At 66.9% G+C, this 23,200-nt stretch carries 20 protein-coding genes; 3 read left to right on the forward strand and 17 right to left on the reverse strand.

Translation table 11 applies throughout. The features are described from left to right. Positions 1 to 15 precede the first annotated feature (15 nt). The 13 genes from BSY239_RS19210 to BSY239_RS19270 all read right to left on the reverse strand — a co-directional run bounded on the left by BSY239_RS19210 (position 16) and on the right by BSY239_RS19270 (position 16,226). Positions 16 to 1,245, reverse strand: a complete 1,230-nt coding sequence (locus BSY239_RS19210) for an NAD(P)H-dependent flavin oxidoreductase (RefSeq protein WP_083240074.1) — start codon at positions 1,243 to 1,245, stop codon at positions 16 to 18. After that, positions 1,223 to 1,921: a carbonic anhydrase gene (locus BSY239_RS19215; RefSeq protein ID WP_069048216.1), complete on the reverse strand. Its 699-nt coding sequence runs from the start codon at positions 1,919 to 1,921 to the stop codon at positions 1,223 to 1,225. Before BSY239_RS19215 ends, BSY239_RS19210 begins: the two co-directional genes overlap by 23 nt. Continuing rightward, entirely contained in the window at positions 1,918 to 2,772 is an 855-nt protein-coding gene (locus tag BSY239_RS19220; RefSeq protein WP_069048217.1) for a peptidylprolyl isomerase, read from the reverse strand. Before BSY239_RS19220 ends, BSY239_RS19215 begins: the two co-directional genes overlap by 4 nt. A 25-nt stretch (positions 2,773 to 2,797) precedes the next feature. Then, on the reverse strand, positions 2,798 to 3,529 hold the full coding sequence (narI, locus tag BSY239_RS19225) for a respiratory nitrate reductase subunit gamma (protein WP_069048218.1): 732 nt from the start codon (positions 3,527 to 3,529) through the stop codon (positions 2,798 to 2,800). Continuing rightward, positions 3,526 to 4,239 (reverse strand): nitrate reductase molybdenum cofactor assembly chaperone, encoded by a 714-nt coding sequence (gene narJ, locus BSY239_RS19230; protein WP_069048219.1) that lies wholly within the window; start codon positions 4,237 to 4,239, stop codon positions 3,526 to 3,528. Before narJ ends, narI begins: the two co-directional genes overlap by 4 nt. 1 nt (position 4,240) lies before the next feature. Then, positions 4,241 to 5,773, reverse strand: a complete 1,533-nt coding sequence (gene narH, locus BSY239_RS19235) for a nitrate reductase subunit beta (protein WP_069048220.1) — start codon at positions 5,771 to 5,773, stop codon at positions 4,241 to 4,243. Positions 5,774 to 5,802: 29 nt separating this feature from the next. Then, positions 5,803 to 9,621 (reverse strand): nitrate reductase subunit alpha, encoded by a 3,819-nt coding sequence (locus BSY239_RS19240; RefSeq protein WP_069048221.1) that lies wholly within the window; start codon positions 9,619 to 9,621, stop codon positions 5,803 to 5,805. Positions 9,622 to 9,679: 58 nt separating this feature from the next. Beyond that, on the reverse strand, positions 9,680 to 11,308 hold the full coding sequence (locus tag BSY239_RS19245) for an MFS transporter (RefSeq protein ID WP_069048222.1): 1,629 nt from the start codon (positions 11,306 to 11,308) through the stop codon (positions 9,680 to 9,682). Between the two features lie 24 nt (positions 11,309 to 11,332). After that, complete coding sequence (locus BSY239_RS19250; protein WP_069049095.1) at positions 11,333 to 12,601, reverse strand: MFS transporter; 1,269 nt, start codon at positions 12,599 to 12,601, stop codon at positions 11,333 to 11,335. Positions 12,602 to 12,765: 164 nt separating this feature from the next. Continuing rightward, entirely contained in the window at positions 12,766 to 13,095 is a 330-nt protein-coding gene (locus BSY239_RS19255) for a cupin domain-containing protein (protein ID WP_069048223.1), read from the reverse strand. Between the two features lie 9 nt (positions 13,096 to 13,104). Next, positions 13,105 to 13,797, reverse strand: coding sequence for a response regulator (locus tag BSY239_RS19260; protein ID WP_069048224.1), 693 nt, complete (start codon positions 13,795 to 13,797; stop codon positions 13,105 to 13,107). Further along, positions 13,794 to 15,704, reverse strand: a complete 1,911-nt coding sequence (locus BSY239_RS19265; RefSeq protein ID WP_069048225.1) for a type IV pili methyl-accepting chemotaxis transducer N-terminal domain-containing protein — start codon at positions 15,702 to 15,704, stop codon at positions 13,794 to 13,796. The genes BSY239_RS19260 and BSY239_RS19265 overlap by 4 nt, the downstream gene beginning before the upstream one ends. 9 nt (positions 15,705 to 15,713) lie before the next feature. Beyond that, positions 15,714 to 16,226 carry an Rrf2 family transcriptional regulator gene (locus BSY239_RS19270; RefSeq protein WP_069048226.1) on the reverse strand — a complete coding sequence of 171 codons (513 nt, stop codon included), beginning with the start codon at positions 16,224 to 16,226 and terminating at the stop codon, positions 15,714 to 15,716. Positions 16,227 to 16,336: 110 nt separating this feature from the next. Between BSY239_RS19270 and ytfE the strand changes: the two genes are divergently transcribed. The 3 genes from ytfE (at position 16,337) to BSY239_RS19285 (ending at position 17,900) form a co-directional block, all read left to right on the forward strand. Continuing rightward, entirely contained in the window at positions 16,337 to 17,035 is a 699-nt protein-coding gene (ytfE, locus tag BSY239_RS19275) for an iron-sulfur cluster repair protein YtfE (RefSeq protein ID WP_069048227.1), read from the forward strand. Between the two features lie 68 nt (positions 17,036 to 17,103). Beyond that, on the forward strand, positions 17,104 to 17,511 hold the full coding sequence (locus BSY239_RS19280; RefSeq protein WP_083240075.1) for a SirB2 family protein: 408 nt from the start codon (positions 17,104 to 17,106) through the stop codon (positions 17,509 to 17,511). Continuing rightward, positions 17,508 to 17,900, forward strand: coding sequence for a YbaN family protein (locus tag BSY239_RS19285; RefSeq protein ID WP_069048228.1), 393 nt, complete (start codon positions 17,508 to 17,510; stop codon positions 17,898 to 17,900). The genes BSY239_RS19280 and BSY239_RS19285 overlap by 4 nt, the downstream gene beginning before the upstream one ends. Position 17,901: 1 nt before the next feature. Here the strand turns inward: BSY239_RS19285 and BSY239_RS19290 are convergent, their stop codons facing one another. The 4 genes from BSY239_RS19290 to BSY239_RS19305 all read right to left on the reverse strand — a co-directional run bounded on the left by BSY239_RS19290 (position 17,902) and on the right by BSY239_RS19305 (position 23,038). Beyond that, on the reverse strand, positions 17,902 to 19,098 hold the full coding sequence (locus BSY239_RS19290) for a phosphoglycerate kinase (protein WP_069049097.1): 1,197 nt from the start codon (positions 19,096 to 19,098) through the stop codon (positions 17,902 to 17,904). A gap of 92 nt (positions 19,099 to 19,190) precedes the next feature. Continuing rightward, on the reverse strand, positions 19,191 to 20,918 hold the full coding sequence (locus tag BSY239_RS19295) for a phosphoethanolamine transferase (protein WP_069048229.1): 1,728 nt from the start codon (positions 20,916 to 20,918) through the stop codon (positions 19,191 to 19,193). Between the two features lie 66 nt (positions 20,919 to 20,984). Continuing rightward, entirely contained in the window at positions 20,985 to 22,337 is a 1,353-nt protein-coding gene (locus BSY239_RS19300) for a sensor histidine kinase (RefSeq protein WP_069048230.1), read from the reverse strand. Further along, the gene (locus tag BSY239_RS19305; protein ID WP_069048231.1) at positions 22,334 to 23,038 is read right to left on the reverse strand and encodes a response regulator; all 705 of its coding nucleotides are present in this window, start codon (positions 23,036 to 23,038) and stop codon (positions 22,334 to 22,336) included. Before BSY239_RS19305 ends, BSY239_RS19300 begins: the two co-directional genes overlap by 4 nt. Between the last annotated feature and the right edge of the window lie 162 nt (positions 23,039 to 23,200).

Raw genomic sequence — 23,200 nt, forward strand, 5'->3', positions numbered from 1 at the left:
TTCGGGTGTTCCAGATTAAGCCAACGAAGGACGGACACCGCCCAGCAGCCATCGCATGAGGTCCTGCACCGGACGGATCTGCTGGCCGAACGGCAGCACACCCGCGCCCCGGAAAAACAGGCCCTTCTGCGCGTCGCCGTCGAGCGCGTGACCGAGCTGTTGGTCGATGCAGAACTGCCCCATCTCGCCCTTGCCGTCGCGCAGGCCGCAATGGGCCAGGCAGTCAAACGCCATGTTGCACTTTTTCTTCACATGCGCAACCGCCTTCAGTCGCGGCTCCAGGCGCAGGTATTTGTCCAGCCAGGGCGTGCGCACGGCGCGGGCGGGCAGGCCGGCCACGCTGATGAACTCCACCAGGTCTTCGGGCCGGGCCTCTGCCAGCACGCGTTTGAAGGCCGCATCGGCGTCGCACTCGGTGGTGACGGCGAAAGCCGTGCCCAGCTGCACCGCGCTGGCGCCCAGGGCCTGCAGGCGCAGGATGTCGTCGCGGCTGCCGATGCCACCGGCGGCGATGAGCGGTATCTCGCGCTCGATGCCGGCGCTCTTGAAGAACTCCAGCACCTGCGGGATCACCACCTCGAAATCGAACCGCGTGTCCTGCAGGTCGGCCACCTTGGCCGCACCGAGGTGGCCACCAGCCAGCCGGGGGTGTTCGATCACGATGGCGTCGGGCAGGCGTCCCTTTTTCTCCCACTTGCGCACCACCAGCTGCACGCCGCGCGCGTCCGACAGGATGGGGATGAGCGCGGTGTCGGGGTGGTCGCGCGCGAGCTCGGGCAGATCCAGCGGCAGGCCCGCGCCCACCACCACCGCGTCGGCGCCGCTGTCCAGCGCCTGGCGCACGTACTGCTCGTAGGCGCTGAGTGCCTTCATCACGTTGACCGCGACCAGGCCACGGCCTTGCGCCAGGGCTTTGGCACCACGGATCTCGCGGTCCAGCGCCACGAGGTTGGCGGTGTCGATGCGTTCGCGCGCGTCGGGCTCCTTGTCCAGGTGGGCGGTGGCGACCATCAGGTCGGGGTGGCGCCGGCGCAAGTCCACCGCCGAGACCGTGCCCACACCACCGAGCCCGGCCACGGTGCCCGCCAGCGAAGCGGCCGACACACCCACGCCCATGCCGCCCTGCACCACCGGCAGCAGCTCGCGCCCGCGCAGGTGCCAGGTGCGCAAACCGCCCGTGCGGGCCAGGGTCTGCAGTTCGGCCGCCAGCGTGTCGCGAGCTTCAGTAGCTGATGACTTGTCCATCGTGTTCCACATAAGGTTGGTACGGCCCGGTGCCGCTGTTGGAGGCTACCGAGGCCGCGACGAAGTCACCTTGCTGTGCATCAAACACATGCACTTCACCGTCTTCGATCACGTAGTGCCAGCCGTGCAGGGTGAGCCGGCCGGCCTCGACCTCGCGCCGCACCATGGGGTAGCCCATGAGGCGTTCGAGCTGCAGCACCACGGCGCGCTGCTCGGTACGGCGCATCGACTCGGCGCAGGGCTGCACCGGCAGCAAAGCCTCGTCGATCAGCTTGAGCCACGCGGTGAGGGCCACGGCCTCGGCGGGCGCACCTTCGTAGGCGGCGCGTATGGCGCCGCAATGGCTGTGGCCACAGATCACGATGCGCTCCACGTGCAGGCTGAGCACGGCGAACTCGATCGCGGCCATCGTTCCGTGCAATCCGTGCGACTGGTCATGCGGTGGGACGAGGGCGCCCACGTTGCGCACGATGAAGAGTTCACCCGGGCCGGCCCCCGTGAGCAGGTAGGGCACGAGGCGTGAATCGGAGCAGCCGATGAACAGCGTCTTGGGGTGCTGGCCCTCGGCCACCAGATCCTGAAAGCGCTGCTGGTGGAGCGGGAAGTAGTCGGAGCGGAAATGCCGCAGGCGCAACAGCAGCTCGTCCGCTGAAGCACCTGTGGCGGGAACGTTCATTGCACGAGTGGGGTGTCGGCCCCTTCCAGTTCCACGCCTTCAACGTCCGCCTGACCCACCAGCAGCTGAATGTACTGGCGCAACGCCGTGGCCTGTGACTGCAGGGCCAGCCGCGCGCCGATCTGCGCCTGCAGCTCGGCGAACTCGGGCAGACGCCCGGGCTCGCGCTCCAGCACCTCGACGATGTGCAGGCCGAAGCGGCTGTGCACCAGGCGCGGGTGCAGGCCCAGGGCCTGGATGGCGTCGTTCTGCAGGAACAGTGCCTTGGCCAGCTCGGGCGCGCACTCCTGGGGCGTGATCCAGCCGAGGTCGCCGCCCTGCGCGCTCGACGGGCAGTTGGAAAGTTCGGCCGCGAGCTGCGCGAAACGATCGATGGCCACGCCCTGGCGCGGGAGTTCCAGCAGCGCGGCTTCGGCGCGCTGGGCCAGCGCGTTCACCGGCACACCCGGTGTAACCGCGAACAAGATGTGCCGCACGTGCAGCGCCTGTCCCACCACAAAGCGCGGCTTGTGCGCCTCGTAGTGGCGCCGGCATTCCTCGACGCCGGGCTCGGGCGAGTGCACTTCGGCTTCGAGCAAGGCCTCGATCGCGCGGCGCGTGGCGTCGTCGGGCTCGGGTGCGGCGAGACCGGTGAAACGCGGCAACAGGCCGACGCTCACCGCCTGTTGGCGCAGCAGCTCGGTGCAGGCACGTTCGCGCAAGGTCTGCTCGTCCAGCGTCTCGCCGGCTTCGTGCAGGGCGATGCCGTTGATGCTGGCGATCCCGGCCGGGGCCGCCGCAGCGGCCTCGGGACTCTTGCAGGCGCAGGCGCTGCTGCCGCAACCCGAAGAGGTGGAAAGGTCTTGGTTCATGGGGTGCTCCCGTGGGTGGGGTGGATCAGCGGGGCTGGGAAGGGTGGGCCGGGTTCGTCGGGTTGGCCGGCACGCCCAGGCGGCGGCTGCGTACCACCTGGTAAGGCCGCACCAGGTAGGCCACGCTGGCGAAGCCGCTCCACACATGCACGAGTCGCGAGAACGGGAATAGCAGGAAGATGGTCATGCCCAGCACCATGTGCACCTTGAAGGGCCAGTCCAGCGCGACCAGGGCGGACGCCTCGGGGCGGAAGGTGACGATGCGTTGCGCCCACTCGGCCAGCACCAGCATGGCGCTGCCGTCCGAGTGCGAATACGAGTACGGCAGCGTGATCAGTCCCAGCACCAGCTGCACCCACAGGATGATCAGGATGGCGAGGTCGGTGCGGTGGCTGGTCAGGCGGATGCGCGGGTCAAAAATGCGCCGGTGCAGCAGCACGGTCAGGCCCACGAAGCAGATGACGCCGGCGGTGCCACCCGCGTAGATCGCCAGCCGCTGCTTGGTCGCAGCCTCCATGAAGCCTTCGTAGAAGAAGTGCGGCGTGAGCAGGCCCACGGCGTGCCCGAAGAACAGGAACAGGATGCCGATGTGGAACAGGTTGCTGCCCCAGCGCAGCTGGCCTTTGCGCAGCAGCTGCGAGGAATCGCTTTTCCAGGTGTACTGGTCGCGGTCGAAGCGGGCCAGGCTGCCCATGAAAAACACGGCCAGGCAGATGTAGGGATACACGCCGAAGAGGAAGTGGTGCAGTGAGGTCATGCCTGTGCTCCTGATGGGGATGAGGGGTGACGGCCGGTGGCCGCCTTCACGATGCGGATCGGTTGGGGCTGGCCGGGCTTGGCCTGGCCTTCGGTGGAGCAACCGCCGAACACCGCGGGCTCGGCCCAGCTCTCGTCGATGCCGGGGTCGGCCGCCACCGGCACCGGCTCGGCTTTCTCACCCGCGATCTCGAGCACGGCGGCCAGCACGCTGGCGTACGGACTCTCGCGCTTGAGCAGTGCACTGAAGATCACCCGCACGATGTGTGCGCTCTCGCCGAGGAACTCACGCGCCACCGCAGCGGGCTGGGTGGAGGCGAATTCGAGCAGCACGCTCAGGTGGTCCGGCAGCTCGGCCGGGCCGAAAAAGAGGCCGGCTTTCTCGTAGGTCTGGATCAGGTCGATCATGGCCGGACCCCGGTCGCGCGAATCGCCGAGCACGTGTTCGAAGAGGTGCAGCGCGGTGCTGCGACCGCGGTCGAACAGCTCCACGTAGTCGGCCTCGACGTCGAGCGCCGGCTGCTGGCTCAGGTGCACCAGCAGGGCATCGAGCTCGGTCAGGCGCGCGGGCGGCAAGGCGGCCTCGGCGCGCAGCGCGTCGCGCAGTTCGCCAGCGTGCTCGCGCAGCTCGGCGGTGGGGTAACGCAGCAGGTGGGCGAGCACACGCAGCGTGTGCACGGCGGGCTTGGGTGTGGTGGAGAAAAGTCCCATGTCAGACCCCCGCCTTGATCGGAATCGTGCGCTTCTTCTCGCTACCAAAGAGACTCGTTTCCGTCTGCCCTTCCGAGCAGCCGTTGCCGAAGGTGAAGCCGCAGCCACCTTTGATGTTGAAGGTGTTCTCGGCGTATTCGCGGTGGGTGGTGGGAATCACGAAACGGTCCTCGTAGTTGGCAATCGCCATGGTCTGGTACATGTCCTCGACCTCGCGCACGCTCATGCCCACCTGGTCAAGCACGTCCTGGTTGATGACGCCGTCCACGTGTTTGGCGCGCTGGTAGCTGCGCATGGCCAGCATGCGTTCGAGTGCGCGCACCACCGGCACGGTGTCACCGGCGGTCAGCAGGTTGGCGAGGTACTTCACCGGGATGCGCAGCTGGCTCACGTCGGGGATTTCACCGTTGCCACCCAGGTGCCCGGCGTTGGCCGCGGCGGTGATGGGCGAGAGCGGTGGCACGTACCAGACCATGGGCAGCGTGCGGTACTCGGGGTGCAGCGGCAGCGCCACCTTCCAGTCCACCGCCATCTTGTAGACCGGGCTGTGGCGCGCGGCCTCCAGCCAGTTGTCGGGGATGCCGTCGGCGCGCGCCTGTGCGATCACGGCCGGGTCGTGCGGGTCCAGGAACAGGTCGATTTGGGCCTTGTAGAGGTCCATCTCGTTGGGCACGCTGGCGGCTTCCTGGATGCGGTCCGCGTCGTACAGCAGCACGCCGAGGTAGCGGATGCGGCCCACGCAGGTTTCGCTGCAGACCGTGGGCTGACCTGCTTCGATGCGCGGGTAGCAGAAGATGCACTTCTCGGCCTTGCCGCTTTTCCAGTTGTAGTAGATCTTCTTGTAGGGGCAGCCGCTCACGCACATGCGCCAGCCGCGGCACTTGTCCTGGTCGATCAGCACGATGCCGTCTTCCTCGCGCTTGTAGATCGAGCCCGAGGGGCACGAGGCCACACACGCCGGGTTGAGGCAGTGCTCGCACAGGCGCGGCAGGTACATCATGAAGGTGTTCTCGAACTCCCCCACCATGGCCTTCTGCGCCGCCTCGAAGCCGTTGAAGTTGGCGTCCTTGCTGCGTTTGGCGAACTCGCCGCCCAGGATCTCTTCCCAGTTCGGGCCCCACTCGATCTTCTCCATGCGCTTGCCGGTGATCAGGCTGCGCGGGCGCGCGGTGGGCGTGTGCTTCATCTCCGGAGCCGACTGCAGGTGGTCGTAGTCGAAGGTGAAGGGCTCGTAGTAGTCGTCGATCTCCGGCAGGTGCGGGTTGGCGAAGATCTTCATCAGCAGTTGCCACTTGCCACCCTGCTTGGGCACGATCGAGCCGTCGGCGCGGCGCGTCCAGCCGCCTTGCCACTTTTCCTGGTTCTCCCACTCTTTCGGGTAGCCGATGCCGGGCTTGCTCTCCACGTTGTTGAACCAGGCGTATTCCACCCCGGGGCGGTTGGTCCAGACGTTCTTGCAGGTGACCGAACAGGTGTGGCAACCGATGCACTTGTCCAGGTTGAGCACCATGCCGATTTGTGCGCGTATTTTCATGATTCAGGCTCCTTCGGATCGACGGGTGTTCAAGGGTTTTCGCCTTGCGATTGGTAGGCGCGGATCAGGTGGTCGTCGGCCGGTGTGTCGAGCCAGTCCACCTTGTCCATCTTGCGCACCACGACGAATTCGTCGCGGTTGGTGCCGATCGTTCCGTAGTAGTTGAAGCCGTAGCTGAGCTGCGCGTAGCCGCCGATCATGTGGGTCGGCTTGAGCACGATGCGCGTGACCGAGTTGTGGATGCCACCGCGCACACCGGTGATCTCCGAGCCCGGGGTGTTGATGATCTTTTCCTGCGAGTGGTACATCATCACCATGCCCGGGTTCACACGCTGGCTGACCACTGCCCGCGCGGCCACCGCGCCGTTGATGTTGAACAGCTCGACCCAGTCGTTGTCCTCGATGCCGGCACTCTTGGCGTCGTCTTCGCTCAGCCAGACCACGGTGCCACCCCGGTTGAGGGTGAGCATCATCAGGTTGTCACTGTAGGTCGAGTGGATGCCCCACTTCTGGTGCGGCGTGATGAAGTTCAGCACGATCTCCGCGTTGCCGTTGGACTTGATGTTGTGGATGCCCGAAGTCGCCTTGAGGTCCACCGGCGGACGGTAGCTGCCCAGGCCTTCGCCGAAGGCAATCATCCAGGGGTGGTCCTGGTAGAACTGCTGGCGGCCGGTGAGGGTGCGCCATGGAATCAGTTCGTGCACGTTGGTGTAGCCGGCGTTGTAGCTCACCGTCTCGCTCTCGATGCCGCTCCAGGTCGGGCTGCTGATGATCTTGCGCGGCTGCGCCTGGATGTCGCGGAAGCGGATCTTCTCGTCTTCGCGGTGAATCGCCAGGTGGGTGTGGTCGATGCCGGTCTGTTTGCCGAGTGCCTCCCAGGCCTTCACCGCCACATGGCCGTTGGTCTCGGGGGCGAGTTGCAGGATCACCTCGCAGGCGTCGATGTCGGTCACGATCTTCGGCATGCCCTGGGTCACGCCCTCGTCGAGCGTGGTGCCGTTGAGCTGGCCGAGTTGTTCCACCTCGGTGCCAGTCTTCCAGCCGATGCCCTTGCCACCGTTGCCCAGCTTGTCGAGCAAGGGGCCAAGCGCCGTGAAGCGTTTGAAGGTGTTGGGGTAGTCGCGTTCCACCACGGTGATCTGCGGCGCGGTCTTGCCGGGGATCAGGTCGCAGTGGCCCTTGCGCCACTCCTTCACGTCAAAAGGCTGGGCCAGTTCGCCGGGGGTGTCGTGCATGATGGGCGTGAGCACCACCTCTTTTTCCACCCCGAGGTGGCCGACGCAGACCTCGCTGAAGGCCTGCGCAAACCCCTTGTAGATCTCCCAGTCGCTGCGGCTCTGCCACACCGGGTCCACCGCCGCCGACAACGGGTGGATGAAGGGGTGCATGTCGCTGGTGTTGAGGTCGTTCTTCTCGTACCAGCTGGCGGTGGGCAGCACCACGTCGGAATACAGGCAGGTGGTGCTCATGCGGAAATCGAGCGTGACCAGCAGGTCCAGCTTGCCTTGGGGCGCGTGTTCGTGCCACACCACTTCGTCGGGTTTGGCTTCGTCGCGGCCGAGGTCCTTGCCCTGCACGCCGTTTTCGGTGCCCAGCAGGTGCTTGCAGAAATACTCGTGGCCCTTGCCGCTGGAGCCCAGCAGGTTGCTGCGCCACACGAACATGTTGCGCGGCCAGTTCTGCGGCGCGTCCGGGTCTTCACAACTCATGGCCAGCGTGCCGTCTTTCAGCGCGCGCACCACGTAGTCCTTGGCGTCGAGCCCGGCGGCGGTGGCGTCTTTCACCACCTGCAGCGGGTTGGTCTTTAGCTGGGGGGCGCTCGGCAGCCAGCCCATGCGCTCGGCGCGCACGTTGAAGTCGATCATGCTGCCGCCGAACGCGGTCTTGTCGGCCAGCGGGCTCACGATCTCTTCCATGCCGAGCTTCTCGTAGCGCCACTGGTCGGTGTGCGCGTAGAAGAAGCTGGTGCTGTTCATCTGGCGCGGCGGGCGCGACCAGTCGGTGGCAAAGGCCAGCGGCACCCAGCCGGTTTGTGGACGCAGCTTTTCCTGGCCCACGTAGTGCGCCCAGCCGCCACCGCTCTGGCCGATGCAGCCGCACATCATCAGCAGGTTGATCACGCCGCGGTAGTTCATGTCGGCGTGGTACCAGTGGTTCATGGCCGCGCCGATGATCACCATCGACTTGCCGTGTGTCTTGTCGGCGTTGTCGGCGAACTGCTGCGCCACGGTGATGACCTGGTCGCGCGGCACGCCGGTGATGCTCTCCTGCCAGGCCGGGGTGTACGCGGCGTTGTCGTCGAAGTTCTTCGCCCCACTGCCCAGACCGCGGTCGATGCCGTACTGCGCCACTTGCAGGTCGAACACGGTGGCCACCAGGGCATGGCGCTCTTCACCGGCCTTGCCCAGGCGCAGGCGCACGGCCGGCACACGGGCGTGGTTGATGCTGCCGTTCTGCGCATTGGCGGTGAAGTGCGGCGCGGCGTTGCCACCAAAGTAGGGGAAGGCCACGTCCACCACCTGGGTGTCCTGCTCACCGTCCTCGATCACCGAGAGCTTGAGCTTCACATCGGTGTCGCTGCGGGCTTCCTTGGGCTGCAGGTTCCACTTGCCTTCGTCGGTGCGCCCGGCCTCACCCCAGCGGAAGCCGATGGAGCCGTTGGGCAGCACGGCGCGTCCTCCCGTGTCAAAGGCCACGGTCTTCCACTCGGGGTTGTTCTTCTGGCCGAGCTGGCCGTTGAAGTCGCTGGCGCGCAGGTAGCGATCGGGCACCAGGGTTTTCGTTCCGTCGGCGAGCGTGTGCTCCTTGAGCATCACCAGCAGCGGCAGGTCGGTGTAGCGGCGCGCGTAGTCGTCGAAGTAACTGCTGCGTGGCTTGCCGCCGTCGGGAAAATAGAAGTTCTTCAGCACCACATGGCCCATTGCCATCGCCAGCGCGGCGTCGGTTCCCTGCTTGGGGTGCAGCCAGAGGTCGGAGAGTTTGGCGACCTCGGAATAGTCGGGGGTCACCGCCACCGTCTTGGCGCCCTTGTAGCGCGCCTCGGTGAAGAAGTGGGCGTCGGGCGTGCGCGTCTGCGGCACGTTGGAGCCCCAGGCGATGATGAACGAGCTGTTGTACCAGTCGGCCGATTCGGGCACGTCGGTCTGCTCGCCCCACACCTGCGGGCTGGCCGGCGGCAGGTCGCAGTACCAGTCGTAGAAGCTCATGCACACGCCGCCAATCAGCGAGAGGTAGCGCGAGCCGGCGGCATAACTCACCATGCTCATCGCGGGGATGGGCGAGAAGCCGATGATGCGGTCGGGCCCGTGCTGCTTGATGGTGTAGACGTTGGCCGCGGCGATCAGCTGGTTGACCTCGTCCCAGGTGCTGCGCACGAAGCCGCCCATGCCGCGCACCTGCTGGTAGTCGCGGCGCGCCTCGGGGTTCTCGACGATGCTGGCCCAGGCGTCCACCGGGGTTTTGGCCACATTCAACGCCGCACGCCAGCGCTCCAGCAGGCGCCCGCGCACCATGGGGTACTTCACGCGGTTGGCGCTGTAGAGGTACCAGCTGTACGAGGCTCCGCGTGCGCAGCCGCGCGGTTCGTGGTTGGGCATGTCCCAGCGCGTGCGCGGGTAGTCGGTCTGCTGGGTTTCCCAGGTGACGATGCCGCCCTTGACGTAGATCTTCCACGAGCACGAGCCGGTGCAGTTCACGCCGTGGGTGCTGCGCACGATCTTGTCGTGCGCCCAGCGGTTGCGGTAGGCGTCTTCCCAGGTGCGGTCTTCGCCGGTGGTCTGGCCGTGGTTGCCCGAGAAGTTTTCGCGCGGCAGCGAGAAGTGGGAAAGGCGGTCGAGGAAATGGCTCATGGAAATGCTCCGTGTGACAGCGATGCAGGGGATGCGGGTATGGGTGGAACCGGGCCGGTCAAGGGTTCTTGATCTCCGCGCCCTTGCGCAGGTAGAACCACCAGTTCAGCACCAGGCAGACGGCGTAAAAGATGGCGAAGCCGTACATGGCGTATTGCGGTGTGCCGGCCTTGATCTGCGCGCCGATCACCACCGGCGCGATGAAGGCGCCGTAGGCGGCCACGGCCGAGGTCCAGCCCAGCACGGGGCCGGCCTGCTGGCGGTCGAAGATGACGCCGATGGTGCGGAAGGTCGAGCCGTTGCCGATGCCGCTGGCAAAGAACAGCACGATGAACAGGCCGATGAAGGCGGGGAAGTACTGCTCGGGTGTGGCCGAACCGTAGGCCTGCATCATCACGTAGCCCACCGCGGCGGAGGCCAGCACCATCACGGCCGAGATGACCTGGGTGACGATGGAGCCACCCACCTTGTCGGAGATCCAGCCGCCGATGGGTCGCACCGCGGCACCGACGAAGGGACCGATCCAGGCGTAGGTCAGGGCCGAGGGGGCGTTCGGGTTTTTCAGCGTGTGCGTCATCACGCCGGCCGCATCGGCCACGTGCTGGAAGCCGAAGATCACCGTGATGGCCAGCGGCAGCACCATCGAGAAACCGATGAAAGAGCCGAAGGTGACGATGTAGAGCGCGGTGAGCGACCAGGTGTGCTTGTTGCGGAAGATCGCGAACTGCTTGGCGACGTTTTCTTTCATGGCACCGAAGGCGGCCACGCGCATCATGAGCAGCGCAAGAATGATGTCCAGCGGGATGGCGACCCACATGTTCAGGATGCCCAGCCCGGTGGGGGCCGGCAGGTACAGCCAGAGCATGAAGATGGCCGGGATGAAGGCCAGGGTGTAGAGGTAGGTGACCTTGGCGAACGCGACCAGCGGGTTTCCGGTGTCGGGCGACACGGTCTTGAGGTTGTTCATGCCGAACCAGGCCAGGATCGACAGGGGCACCAGCGAGATCACCCAGGCGAAGCCGGCGTTCTGGATCCAGGTGGGCGTGCCGGCGGCGATCTTGCCGAAAATCCAGCCGCTGTCCTTCACCAGCGTCATCGCCTCACCGCCGAAAGCGCCGAGCAGGGGCAGGGTCATCACCAGCGGGATGACGATCTGCATCGTCGTCACGCCGAAGTTGCCCAGGCCGGCGTTGAGGCCCAGCGCCGTGCCCTGCAGGCGCTTGGGGAAAAAGGTACTGATGTTGGACATCGAGCTGGCGAAGTTGCCGCCGCCCACCCCCGACCACAAAGCGAGCAACTGGAACACCCACAGCGGCCACTCGGGGTGCTGCAGCGCAAAGCCGGTGCCGATGGCCGGGGCCAGCAGCATCGCGGTGGTGAGGAAGATGGTGTTGCGCCCGCCGGCGAGGCGCACCAGGAACGACGCCGGGATGCGCATGGTGGCGCCCGAGATGCCGGAGATGGCGGTGAGCGTGAACAGCTCGGCCTGGGTGAAGGGGAAGCCCAGGTTGAGCATCTGCACCGTGATGATTCCCCACATGCCCCACACCGCAAAGCCGCAGAGCAGCGCGGGCACGGAAATCCAGAGGTTGCGGTAGGCGATGCGCTTGCCGGTCGTGTTCCAGAAGGTGTCGTCCTCCGGGCGCCAGTCGACAACGTCGGGACCGATCTTGTGTGTGTTTTTCATGGTGTTGTGAACCGACGCGTGGGGTCAGCTTTGAAGAGAAAAGGGTTTGGCGTTGGCGCCCATGACCTCGGTCTTGCGCACCTCGGTCCAGTACATCCAGATCAGCGACACCCAGACCACGCCGTACATCAACATGAAGGCGCTCGAGCGGATGCCGGTGAGGTCCATCAACACGCCGAACAGGATGGGCAGCACGAAGCCCCCCAGGCCACCGGCCAGGCCGACGATGCCGCTGATGGCGCCGATGTTCTTCGGGTAGTCGTCGCTGATGTACTTGAAGACGCTGGCCTTGCCGAAGGCCCAGGCGATGCCCAGGATGAACATCAGCGCGGTGAAGAGGTAGACGTTGAGGCCGATGTGGAAGGTCTTGGGGCCGTCCACGGTGGCCACGGTGAAATCGGTCTGCGGGTACGACAGCAGGAACAGGCAGATCCAGCTCACCCACAGCACCCACCAGGTGACCTTGTGCGCGCCGAACTTGTCCGACATCACGCCACCCACCGCCCGCAACACGCCACCGGGCAGCGAGAAGCAGGCCGCCAGCAGCGCGGCCACGCGGATGTCCAGACCGAACTCGCCCACGTAGTACTGCACCATCCACAGCGAGAGCGCCACGTAGCCGCCGAAGACGATGCTGTAGTACTGGCAGTACTTGAGCACCTTGGGGTCCTTGAGTGCCTTGAGCTGGTCCATGAAGGACACATTGCTCGGCACCAGGTGGTCGGGGTTGCTGTAGGTGAACAGCCAGAACAGCACGACCGTGCCCAGCATGATGGCCGCGTACACCTGCGGCACCATGGTCCAGCCGAAGGCCACCAGCAGCACGGGGGCCACGAACTTGTTGACCGCCGCGCCCGAGTTGCCTGCACCGTACACGCCCATGGCCATGCCCTGGCGGTGCTTGGGGAACCAGCGCGCCACATAGGGTGTGCCGACCGAGAACGAGCCGCCCGCGAGACCGACAAACAGGCCGATGGTGAGGAAGTGCCAGTAGGCGGTGGCGTAACTCATGAGCCAGATCGCAGGCACGGTGATGGCCATGAGGATGGTCATCACGATGCGGCCACCGTAGCGGTCGGTCCAGATGCCCAGCGGCACGCGCACCAGCGAACCGGTGAGCACCGGCGTGGCCATGAGCAGGCCGAATTGGGTGGAGTTGAGGTCGAGCGCCTTCTTGATCGGGATGCCGATGACGCCGAACATCATCCACACCATGAAGCACACGGTGAAGGCCAGTGTGCTGACGATCAGCACCGACCAGGCTTTTTTGTCGTTGTTCAGTTCAGAGGCCATGATGTCTTTCTCCACGCGGGGCATGGCAAGACTGTCGGCGCTGGGCGCGCCGGTGGCTATCCGCCTCCCGGGTGGGCTGCGGGACTCTGAAGAACGATGGTGGAAGGACGCCGGGCGTCCGGAAGAACTAGGGCGGCGCTTTTGTGGCCGTCAGTTGACCAGCATCAATGCACGAGGACGATGGTGACCAGCACGCTGGCGTCTTCCACCGCGAGCAGGCCATGCGGTACACCGCCGCGCAAGAAGAGCAGTTGCCCGGCCTGCAGCCGCTGCACGCCTTCGGGCGTTTCGAAGTCGATCACGCCTTCGAGGCACTGCACGGTGATCTCACCCGGCACCTGGTGCATCGGCATGCCCTTGCCCAGCGGCAACCGCAGCCGGATGACCTCGAGCTGCTCGGACTTGAACAGCGCCACCGACTGCGTGCTGAGCGCATCGCCGCCCTGGTTCATGAGATTGGCGATTTCGCCGGAGTCGAGGTGGTGCAGGGCCATGGAAATCTCCTAGGTGGCGTGACGGGCGGCGAACACCGCTGCCTGCACGCGCGAGGTGAGGTGGAGTTTGCGCAGGATGTGCTGCACGTGGATCTTGACCGTGGTCTCGGCGATGTCGAGCTGGCGGGCGATGTGTTTGTTGCTGTCGCCGCGTGCGATCAGGTGCAGGATCTCGAGTTCCCGGGTCGACAGCGAAGCGAGTTCGGCGTCCGAGGAGGACGGGGGTGCGGCGGTGGTAGCGCCCTGGCCGTTGGCGTCTGGCTGCGCGCGCAGGGCCGACACCAGCTTGGTCGTCATCTCGGGGCTCACCACCGATTCGCCGTCCATCACCTTGACGATGGCCTCGCACAGGTGGTGCGATTCCACCGTCTTGAGCAAATAGCCGTCGGCACCGGCCTTGAGCGCGGCCACCAGGTCGGCCTCGTTCTCGCTCACGGTGAGCATGAGCACGCGGCTGCCCGGTGCGGCCTGGCGCAGCGCGGGGATCGCGTCCACGCCCAGCACGCCTGGCAGGTGGTTGTCGAGCAGGATCACGTCGGGCCGCTGGCGCGCCACGCAGCGCAGCGCCTCGCCCACGTCACCCGCCTCGCAGGTCACCTCGAAGCGTGGGTCTTGCGAGAGCAGGGCCATGAGCCCGCGGCGGAACAGGGAGTGGTCGTCGACCACCAGCAGCTGGATGGGGCGTTGTCGGGTGTCGGTCATGGAACCATTTGCTCGGTGGCGGGTGCGGTGATCGGACTGGCCGCGATCGGATGGGGCGGCAAGGTCAGGGAGACGGTGGTGCCCTGTCCGGGCTCGGAGACCACGTCGACCCTCGCACCAATGAGGGCGGCGCGCTCGCTCATGATCTTCAGCCCCACGTGGGAGGCATCGGGTGCATCCAGCGCATCAAAGCCCGTGCCGTCGTCGCGCACGCGAAACAGCCAGTGCGAACCCTTCACAACGTCGAGCTGGACGTGGCTGGCCCCGGCGTGCTTGCGCACGTTGGACAGCGCTTCCTGCAACACATGCAGCACCTGCACCTGCACATCGGCCGGCAGCGGAAGGCCGTGGCCTTCGACGTGCAGCTTCGCGCTCAAGCCGGTCTGGTGCTGGAACTTCTGAAGTGTCTCCTGCAGCGCGCGCTCGATGTCGTCGGTGTTGGTGCGGGTGCGGAAGTGCACCAGCAGTTCGCGCACGTCGTTGATGCTCTCGCGCAGGCCTTCGTCGAGCTCGTCCAGCGTGCTCATGACCCGCGTGTCCTGGCCCTTGCTCGCCGCGTTGCGCAGCAGCTGCACCTGGATCTTCAGGAAGGCCAGCGACTGCGCGATGGAGTCGTGCAGTTCGCGCGCGATCAACGCCCGCTCCTCGCCCACCGCCGCCTCGCGCTCCAGCGCCGCGGCGCGCAGGCTTTCCAGCGCATTGGCCAGGTGGCTGGCCAGTGCGTCGAGCAGCTCGGTTTCGCCAGCACTCAGGCTGGTCTGCGAGCGGTAGAACAGGTTGATCTCGCCGATGAGGCGCTGCTGCAGGCGCACCGGCACGCTCACCAGCGTCTCGAAGCCGGCACGCACGCAGTGGCGCACCTCCACCTCGTCGTGGCTGCGAATGGGAATCACCCGGGTGCGCGCATCGGGCTGGAGGTTGCCGCAGGCGCAGGCTCCGGCCAGCAGGCTTCGCTCCTCTTCCACCATCTCCTGCGGAAAGCAGTCGGAGGCCAGCATCAGGTAACGCTGGCTGGCTTCGTCGCTCCAGCGCACCGCCACCGCGTCGGCCCTCACCACCGCACGAACGCGCTGGGAAAAACCGCGCGAGAGCTCTTCGATGCTGCCAGCCTGCGCCATGAACGCACTGACCTCGTACAGCGTCTCCAGCCGCGATCGCTGCGCCTCGATGTGGCGCGTCTTGGTCTCCACCTGGCTCTCCAGCCCGGCATACATCGACTGCAGCGTGGAGGCCATGCGGTTGAAGCCTCCGGCCACCTGACCGAATTCGTCGAGTGTTTCGACCTCCACACGCGCCTTGAAGTCGCCAGACTCCAGACGGCGCAGACCCTGTTGCAAACGGGCCAGCGGGTTGATGACGTACATGTAGCCGGTGTAGAGCATCACCACCGCTCCGCCGATCGCCAGTGCCATCATGAGGAACTGGAACAGGTTGAGGATGGCGGTGAAGCCCGCGAGCTGGTGCTCGATGGCGAGCACCAAGGCATCGATGGCTTCCACAAAGGTGCCGGCCGCGGCCAGGGCTTGCGCCGGATCGGGCGGCGTGTCCTGCAGCCAGAGCGGGCGCTGGTTCTGCCACAGCGCCTCCACGGTGGCGAACTCGCGGCCCACCGCGTCGTCCCAAGGCACGAAGAGGGGACGGCTGGCATCCCCCCGGCGCAACAAGTCCAGGCTCTGGTCGAACTGCTGCACCAGCGCCGCAACCTCCCCCGGCGGAGGATCGGCCTGCGCCACGCTGGTGAGCCGCCAGGTCTGCATGCGCATGCGTCCGGCTTCGTTCACCGCCGCCGCGCCGCCTTCGAGCTGCCAGGTCACCCACAGCGTGAGGCCGATGGACGCGAGCGCGACCAGCAGCAAGCCGGCGCCGATGCGCACCAGCTTGGTCGACAGGGAAGCGGTGGACACCATCGGGCGAGGTTAGCGGCTTTCGCCGCCGGCAGATACCCGCGTGCGACGGGCTGCAACCTCGGGCGGGCGTGGCAGGCCGGGCAGAAAGTGCACCCGTTGGCCGCGCGCGCCCGGCGCCGGTGCGATCAGGTCGGCCAGGGTCACACCGTCGAGCACCTCCAGGTAGCGTTCCATGGCCTCGCGCAGCGCGGTCTTGAGGCGGCAGTGGCCGTCAAGGCGGCAGCTGTTGTGCTCGGCGTCGAAGCATTCCACCAGCGTGAAGTCGCTCTCGGTCTGGCGCACCACCTCGCCCACCACGATGGTGTGCGCCGGCTGGAGCAGGCGCAGGCCACCGCCGCGCCCGCGCGTGGTCTCCAGCAGGCCCAGGCCGGAGAGCGTCATCACGATCTTGGTGAGGTGGCTGCGCGAGATGCCGTGCGCCTCGGCGATTTCACCCACGGTGGCACGCTGCTCACGCTGTTCGCTGGCAGCGCAGTACATCAGCACGCGCAGGCTGTAGTCGGTCCATTGGGTCAGTCGCATCGCGCATCCTCCTCATGACCGATGTCCGTGTGGATGGTCTGAATATTCATGTTGCCTGCATTTTATGCCTTAATATATTCATACCACATGAACATTCAAGGACCTCGACTATGAACACCACCTTCGCCCCCGCCGACACCCTGGACCGCGCCCTTCAGCCCATCGGACAGATCGCCGTCGAACTGCCGGGCTCCACCGCCGTCTTCCGCCGCCTCAAGCTCGACTTCTGCTGCGGCGGTCAGATCCCCCTCCAGCTGGCCTGCGACAACAAGGGCATCGACGTGGACGCGGTGCTGGCCGAACTCGCGCGGCTGGACCGACCCGACGGCCCGACCGTTCCGCAGGCCCCGGCCGAGATGATCGACCACATCCTCACGCGCTACCACGCGGTGCACCGCGAGCAGTTGCCCGAGCTGATCCGCATGGCGCGCCGTGTGGAGGCGGTGCACCGCGAGCACCCCGATGTGCCCACGGGTCTGGCGGAGCACCTGGAGGCCATCGAGACCGAGATGCTGGAGCACATGGCCAAGGAAGAGACCATCCTGTTCCCCATGCTCAAGGCGGGCGGGCGCGGCATGGCCGTGCACCCCATCGGCGTGATGAGGGAGGAACACACAAGCCACGGCGAACAGCTCGATCGCCTGATGGCGCTGACCCACGACGCCACGCCTCCCCAAGGAGCCTGCAACACCTGGCGCGCGCTGTACACCGGCATTCACCAGTTTGCCGACGACCTGATCGCGCACATCCACCTGGAAAACAACCAGCTGTTCCCGCAGTTCGAACCTACGCGCGCGGCCTGCTGCTGAGGCGTTCCGAGGGTGGGAGCGGCTATGCTGGAGGCGACCTCCACCCGACCGACCGCACCCAAACCTCCATGCCGACACCGGACATCGCCTGGGCCTACCCGCTGCTGCTCAAGACGCACCTCGGCCTGGTCGTGGCCAGCGTGGGCTTGTTCTCCGTGCGCGCACTCGCCGCGCTGCAGGGCCAGGGCTGGCCGTTGCGCCCAGGCTGGCGCCGCGTGAGCGAGGGGGTCGACACCGCGTTGCTCACGGCCGGCGCCGGCCTGTGGTGGCTGCTGCAGCTCAACCCGCTGCAAACGCCCTGGCTCGGCCTCAAGCTCGGCCTGTTGGTGGTCTACATCGGGCTGGGAACGGTGGCCATGCGCAACGCCGCGTCCACCCCGGTGCGTGCGCTGTGCCTGCTGGCGGCCTTGCTGTGTGTGGCCTTCATGGCCTCGATCGCACTCGCGCGCCATCCGCTGGGCTGGTGGGCCCCATGAGCCTGCACCGCTCGCGCGTGGTGCGCTGGCTGCTGTGGCTGGCCGGCAGCGTGTCGCTCGCGCTGGGTCTCATCGGCGTGGTGCTGCCCGGCCTGCCGACCACGCCGTTCATCCTGCTGGCCGCCGCCTGCTACGCCAAGGCCTCGCCCCGGCTGCACGGCTGGCTGCTCAACCACCGGTTTCTCGGTCCCATGGTGCGCGACTGGGAGACGCACCGCAGCCTCACGCGCCGCAGCAAGACCGTGGCGCAGGTGAGCATGGTGTTGATGGTGGGCCTGTCGGCGTGGGGATTGCGCGACCGGCCGGTGGTGCTGGTGATCGTGCTGATCGCTGCACTCATCGGGGTGCTCGTTGTGGCGCGCATCCCGACACGCAAGCCCTCTGTCTGAATCAGCCCTGCGCTCTGCGCGCCAGCACCTCAAACGCCGGCAGCGTCTTGCCTTCCAGCACCTCCAGAAACGCGCCACCGCCGGTGGAGATGTAGCCCACGTCCTTCTCGATGCCGTACTTGGCAATGGCCGCCAGCGTGTCGCCCCCGCCGGCGATGCTGAAAGCGCTGCTCTTCGCGATGGCCTCCGCAATGACTTTGGTGCCGTTCTCGAAGGCCGCGAACTCGAACACACCGACCGGGCCGTTCCACACGATCGTGCCGGCCTTCATCAGCTGCTCGGCCAACCGGGCCGCGGTCTGGGGTCCGATGTCCAGGATCAGGTCGTCGTCGGCCACATCGGTGGCGGCTTTCACGGTGGCCACGGCGTCGGCGCTGAAGGCCTTGGCGGTCACCACGTCGGTGGGGATCGGCACCTCGGCGCCGCGCGTCTTCATGGCGTCGATCACGGCCTTGGCCTCGTTCACCAGGTCGGCTTCGGCCAGGCTCTTGCCGATCTTCAGGCCCGCCGCGAGCATGAAGGTGTTGGCGATGCCGCCGCCCACGATGAGCTGGTCGACCTTGCTGGCCAGGCTTTTCAGGATGGTGAGCTTGGTGCTGACCTTGCTGCCCGCCACGATGGCCACCAGGGGGCGCTTGGGCGCAAGCAGCGCGGCAGCGATGGCGTCCATCTCGGCGGCCAGCAGCGGGCCGGCGCAGGCGATGGGGGCGGTCTCGGCGATGCCGTAGGTCGTGCCTTCGGCGCGGTGCGAGGTGCCGAAGGCGTCGTGCACAAAGATGTCGCACAGGGCGCCGAGCTTCTTGGCGAGTTCGGGGCTGTTCTTCTTCTCACCCACGTTCAGGCGGCAGTTCTCCAGCAGCACCACCTCACCGGGCGCCACCGAAAAATCGCCGTCGACCCAGTTCGCCACCAGGCGCACCGGGCGGTCCATCAGCGCCGACAGGCGTGCGGCCACCGGCTGCAGCGAGTCTTCGGGCTTGAACGCGCCTTCGGTGGGTCGGCCGAGGTGGCTGGTGACCATGACCGCGGCGCCCGCGTCCAGCGCCATCTGGATCGCCGGGATGCTCGCGCGGATGCGGGTGTCTTCGGTGATGCGGCCCGTGTCGTCCTGCGGCACGTTGAGGTCGGCCCGGATGAAGACACGCTGGCCCTTGACGCGGCCACTGGAGCAAAGATCGGAGAAGCGGATGAAGGACATGGTGCGGTGCAGGTGGGTGGGTGACAAACCCATGCATTGTAGAAAGCCCTCTCGCGCGAAGCCCTGCCACAAACCCTCGGGAGGCGGGCGCTTCAGCTGGCAGGTCGGCGGGCTTGCTCACCGGTGCGGGCGTACGCGGCCACGCAGGGCGCGAGGATGTCGAGCGACAGATCGTGCGCCTTGGTTTGCACATCCATCAATCCCAGCACCGAATGGAACAGGTGGTCGTGCGAGATCGCCTTGTCGGCCTGGGCCCGCAGGCACGCTTGTCCCACACCGCTGCGCTGCTGCAGGCTGGGCGAGAGCCAGGCCACCATGGGCACATGGGTCTGCTGCTGCGGTGCCATGGCGTACGGCAGGCCGTGCAGGTACAGACCACTTTCACCCAGCGACTCGCCGTGGTCGGACAGGTAGATCAGCCCGGTCTGGAACGCACCGGCCTTCTCTGTCGCCTTGAGCCACTGCAGCGACCGATCGAGGAAATGGTCGGTGGTGGCGATCGAGTTGTCATAGGCGTTCACCAGCTGTTCGGGCGGGCAGTCGGAGAGCGTGATGCTGGTGCACTCGGGCATGAAGGGTTTTCGGTCGGGGGCCGAGCGCTTGAAGTAGGCCGGGCCGTGGCTGCCCATCTGGTGCATCACCAGCACCACACCGCGCGCGCGGCGCACCGGGTCGAGCGCGGCGATGCGTTCGTCCAGGCCCACCAGCATGGCGGAGTCCAGGCACTCGCCACCGTCACACAGGCCGGGCAGTTTCAGCTCCAGCGTGCTGGCGTTGGGCACGCGGGCGCACACGCCCTTGCAGCCGGCCTGGTTGTCGATCCACAGCACGGCCAGGCCCGCGCGTTGCAACACATCGAGCAGGTTCTCGTGCTCGGGCATCTGGTCGCCGCCCTGCTGGCGGGTGAGTGGTGAAAACAGGCAGGGCACCGAGACCTTGGTGTTGGTGCCGCACGATTGCACCTGGCTGAAGTTGACCAGGCCTTCGTTGGCCTGCCAGCGCGCGAGCGCCGGCGTGGTGTTTCGCCCGTAGCCGTTGAGACCGAAGTTCTGCGCGCGCGCGGTCTCGCCCACCACCAGCATCAACAGCGGTGGTTGGCTCTGTCCGCTGTAGCTCGCACCGAGCTGGGCGTCTTCGCCCACCGGCTTGAGGGTCTGCACCTGGCGGGGCAGCTGGTCCACCGCCAGGCGGCTGGCTGCGTACACGGTGTTGACGGGGTTGACCATGTAGCGCAGTTCCTTGTGGTTGCGCATGAGCGAGGCCAGGTCCTGGTAGGTGAGCAGGGTGGCGCCCACCACCGCGACCACCCCGATGAGCGCGCCCAGCGCGTTGCGCCCGGTTTGCGGCAGCCAGCTGCGCATGGCCAGCGGCCGGCGCCAGATCACCCACAGCGGCAGGCCCGCGACCAGCAGCACGGTCAGCGGCAACGCCCACGACATCAGATCGCGCACCTCGCGCACATCGGTCTGCACCACGTTGGCCAGCATGGTCGGATCGATCACCGCGCCGTACTGCAGCATGAAGTGGGTGTTGAACGCGCTCACCAGCACCAGCACGGTGGCCACCGGGCGGAACACGCGTGGCCAGGCCAGCAGCGAGAGCAGCGCGGCGGTGATGCCCAGCACCACCACGCCAAAGCCGGCAAAGAGGGCCAAGCCCTGCATGGGCGAGTTGGCCAGCCCGTTCACGCGTTGCCACAACGGCAGGTTGCCAGCCACGGCCAACCACAACGACAGCAGCCACACGGCGTGAGCGGGCCGCCAGGTCGGGCGTCCAGGCTGATTGGCAAACGGCGGTGCCAGGGAAAGATGCGAAGACATGGGCAAAGCTTCAGGAGCCGGCACATGCCGACCCACCCAGCTTCACGCTCGCGCGTTAAGTGATCCTTATGGCGCCGGACGCGGCCAGCGCAGCGTGAAGCGTGTCGTCATGGGCGCTTCGCCGGTGTCGCGTTGCAGCGTGGCGCCCAGCTGCTCGGCAATGCGCTGAACCAGGCGCAGGCCCAGCCCCAGGCCCGATGGGCCGTGCGCCGGCTCGGGCGCAGGCGCATCGGCACGCTGGCCATCGTCGCTGACCGACACGCCGGACTCGCGGCCGGTCTGCCAGACCGACACCAACACCTGCGTGCCCGCCGGCGTGTGGCGCAGGGCGTTTTCGATCAGGTTGCGCAAGGCCAGCTCCAGCAGCATGGGCTGCAGGTGCAGGACCACCGGCGCCTCGGGCTGCTCCAGCGAGAGTTTGTGGCTGCGCTCGTAGCCCTCTTGCGCATGGGAGGCGATCAGTTCTGCGGCCACATCGCCCAACGACACATCCCTCCAGGCCTCGCGGCCCGAGCCGTCGCGCTGCGCGCGCGCGAGCTCCAGCAATTGCGACAGGATGTGGCCGGCCCGCAGCGCGGAGGCCTCCAGCTGGGCCAGGCGCTCTGGCGTGGGTTCGTGCTGCGCGGCGCTGGCCTGCAAGGAGAGCGCGGCCAACGGCGTGCGCAACTCGTGCGCCACGTCCGACGCAAATTCGCGCTCGCGCCGCGCCTGCGTCTGCAGCGAGTCCACCAGGGTGTTGATGGCGTGCACGGTGCTGGAGAACTCGTGGAAGCGGTGTGCCGTGTCCAGCCGTTGGCCGGCCAGGCCGTCGAGCGTGGCCACGTCGTGCGAGAGCCGCACCAGCGGACTCAGGCCGTGCCGCAGCGCCCACCACAGCAGCAGCGCCACCAGCGGCAGCACCAGCAGGGCCGGCCGCGCGAGCTTGAGCGCCATGTCTCGGCCCAGGTCCACCCGGTGGTCCATGTCCATCAACACGGCCACAAAGTCGGCCGCGTGTTCGTCTTGCCCCGGGGCGGCATACATGCGCCAGCGCACCTCGCCACTGCCGGTTGTCTGCACCCGGTTGGAGAAACCGCGCTCGGGCGGCTCGGTGATGCCAAGGCTGCCGGCGAGCTTGTGCGTGTCGGTGAACAGCTGGCCATCGACCCAGTGCAGCACGGCCACGTCCTGCACGTAGGCCCGCGCCCGGTTGGATGCGATGGGTTCGGGAATGGACAGGGTCTTGTCGGGCTCGACCGAGAGCCACAGACGCGCCACCGACTCCAGCTGCCCGTCGGTGATTTCTTCGGCCTCGTGGTGGCCGGTGTACCAGGCCACCAACAGCAGGGTGGTCCACACCACCAGCAAGGCGCCGACCACCCAGCTCCACAGGTAGCGCCACAGGCTGGGCAGGCGCGCGTGCGGTGCCGATGCCGTCATGCGGGAGGGTTGTGTTGCGGCACGAAGTAGCCCACGCCGCGCACGGTCTTGATGAGCGACTCACCCAGCTTGCGCCGCAGGTGGTGGATGTGCACTTCGATCGCGTTGCTCTCCAGCGCTTCGCCGAAACCGTAGAGCGACGATTCCAGACGCGACTTGGACAGCACCTGCGGCCGCGCCTGCAGCAGGGCCATCAGCAGGGCAAATTCCTTGCCGCCCAACGGCACCAGTTCACCGGCTCGCAGCACAGTGTGAGACGCGGGGTCCACCACCAGGTCGCCGTGTGCAATCACCGGGCTGCTGCGTCCGCTGGCACGGCGCAGCATGGCGCGCAGGCGCGCCAGCAGTTCGTTGGCATCGAAGGGTTTGACGATGTAATCGTCGGCGCCGCTGTCCAGGCCGCTCACGCGGTCGCTCACGCCGTCGCGCGCGGTCATGATCAGCACGGGCAGATCGTTGTGCGGCAAGGCGGTGCGGCCGGCCACCGGCGGGGCCTGGCGGCGCAGGCGCGCCAGCAGATCGAGCCCGTCGCCATCGGGCAGTCCGAGGTCGAGGATCAACACGTCCACCGGCTCCACCGACAACACATGCCACGCCGCTTCCAGCGTGCCGCACACGTCCACCGCGTAGCCGGCCTGCTTGAGTGAAGCCTGCAGGCCGCTGGCGATGCCGGGGTCGTCTTCCACCACGAGTGCGCGCATTGTTGGAACGGACACCGGGTCCGCTGTTGGAGGGAGGCTTTCATTATTGGGGATGCCGCTTAAGTCGCACTTAACGGGAGCCGCTCACAGTGGCCTCATGCGCCGCTCCCGCCCCACCGCCTGGCTGCTCGGCCTGCTGGCCTTCACCCTGCTCTGGGACGC

The organism is Hydrogenophaga sp. RAC07 (assembly GCF_001713375.1).
Lineage (GTDB): Bacteria > Pseudomonadota > Gammaproteobacteria > Burkholderiales > Burkholderiaceae_C > Hydrogenophaga.

Coding starts and splice junctions, on each gene's coding strand:
- BSY239_RS19210 (WP_083240074.1), bottom strand. CDS start 1,245: ATGGACAAGTCATCAGCTACTGAAGCTCGCGACACGCTGGCGGCCGAA.
- BSY239_RS19215 (WP_069048216.1), bottom strand. CDS start 1,921: ATGAACGTTCCCGCCACAGGTGCTTCAGCGGACGAGCTGCTGTTGCGC.
- BSY239_RS19220 (WP_069048217.1), bottom strand. CDS start 2,772: ATGAACCAAGACCTTTCCACCTCTTCGGGTTGCGGCAGCAGCGCCTGC.
- narI (WP_069048218.1), bottom strand. CDS start 3,529: ATGACCTCACTGCACCACTTCCTCTTCGGCGTGTATCCCTACATCTGC.
- narJ (WP_069048219.1), bottom strand. CDS start 4,239: ATGGGACTTTTCTCCACCACACCCAAGCCCGCCGTGCACACGCTGCGT.
- narH (WP_069048220.1), bottom strand. CDS start 5,773: ATGAAAATACGCGCACAAATCGGCATGGTGCTCAACCTGGACAAGTGC.
- BSY239_RS19240 (WP_069048221.1), bottom strand. CDS start 9,621: ATGAGCCATTTCCTCGACCGCCTTTCCCACTTCTCGCTGCCGCGCGAA.
- BSY239_RS19245 (WP_069048222.1), bottom strand. CDS start 11,308: ATGAAAAACACACACAAGATCGGTCCCGACGTTGTCGACTGGCGCCCG.
- BSY239_RS19250 (WP_069049095.1), bottom strand. CDS start 12,601: ATGGCCTCTGAACTGAACAACGACAAAAAAGCCTGGTCGGTGCTGATC.
- BSY239_RS19255 (WP_069048223.1), bottom strand. CDS start 13,095: ATGGCCCTGCACCACCTCGACTCCGGCGAAATCGCCAATCTCATGAAC.
- BSY239_RS19260 (WP_069048224.1), bottom strand. CDS start 13,797: ATGACCGACACCCGACAACGCCCCATCCAGCTGCTGGTGGTCGACGAC.
- BSY239_RS19265 (WP_069048225.1), bottom strand. CDS start 15,704: ATGGTGTCCACCGCTTCCCTGTCGACCAAGCTGGTGCGCATCGGCGCC.
- BSY239_RS19270 (WP_069048226.1), bottom strand. CDS start 16,226: ATGCGACTGACCCAATGGACCGACTACAGCCTGCGCGTGCTGATGTAC.
- ytfE (WP_069048227.1), top strand. CDS start 16,337: ATGAACACCACCTTCGCCCCCGCCGACACCCTGGACCGCGCCCTTCAG.
- BSY239_RS19280 (WP_083240075.1), top strand. CDS start 17,104: ATGCCGACACCGGACATCGCCTGGGCCTACCCGCTGCTGCTCAAGACG.
- BSY239_RS19285 (WP_069048228.1), top strand. CDS start 17,508: ATGAGCCTGCACCGCTCGCGCGTGGTGCGCTGGCTGCTGTGGCTGGCC.
- BSY239_RS19290 (WP_069049097.1), bottom strand. CDS start 19,098: ATGTCCTTCATCCGCTTCTCCGATCTTTGCTCCAGTGGCCGCGTCAAG.
- BSY239_RS19295 (WP_069048229.1), bottom strand. CDS start 20,918: ATGTCTTCGCATCTTTCCCTGGCACCGCCGTTTGCCAATCAGCCTGGA.
- BSY239_RS19300 (WP_069048230.1), bottom strand. CDS start 22,337: ATGACGGCATCGGCACCGCACGCGCGCCTGCCCAGCCTGTGGCGCTAC.
- BSY239_RS19305 (WP_069048231.1), bottom strand. CDS start 23,038: ATGCGCGCACTCGTGGTGGAAGACGACCCCGGCATCGCCAGCGGCCTG.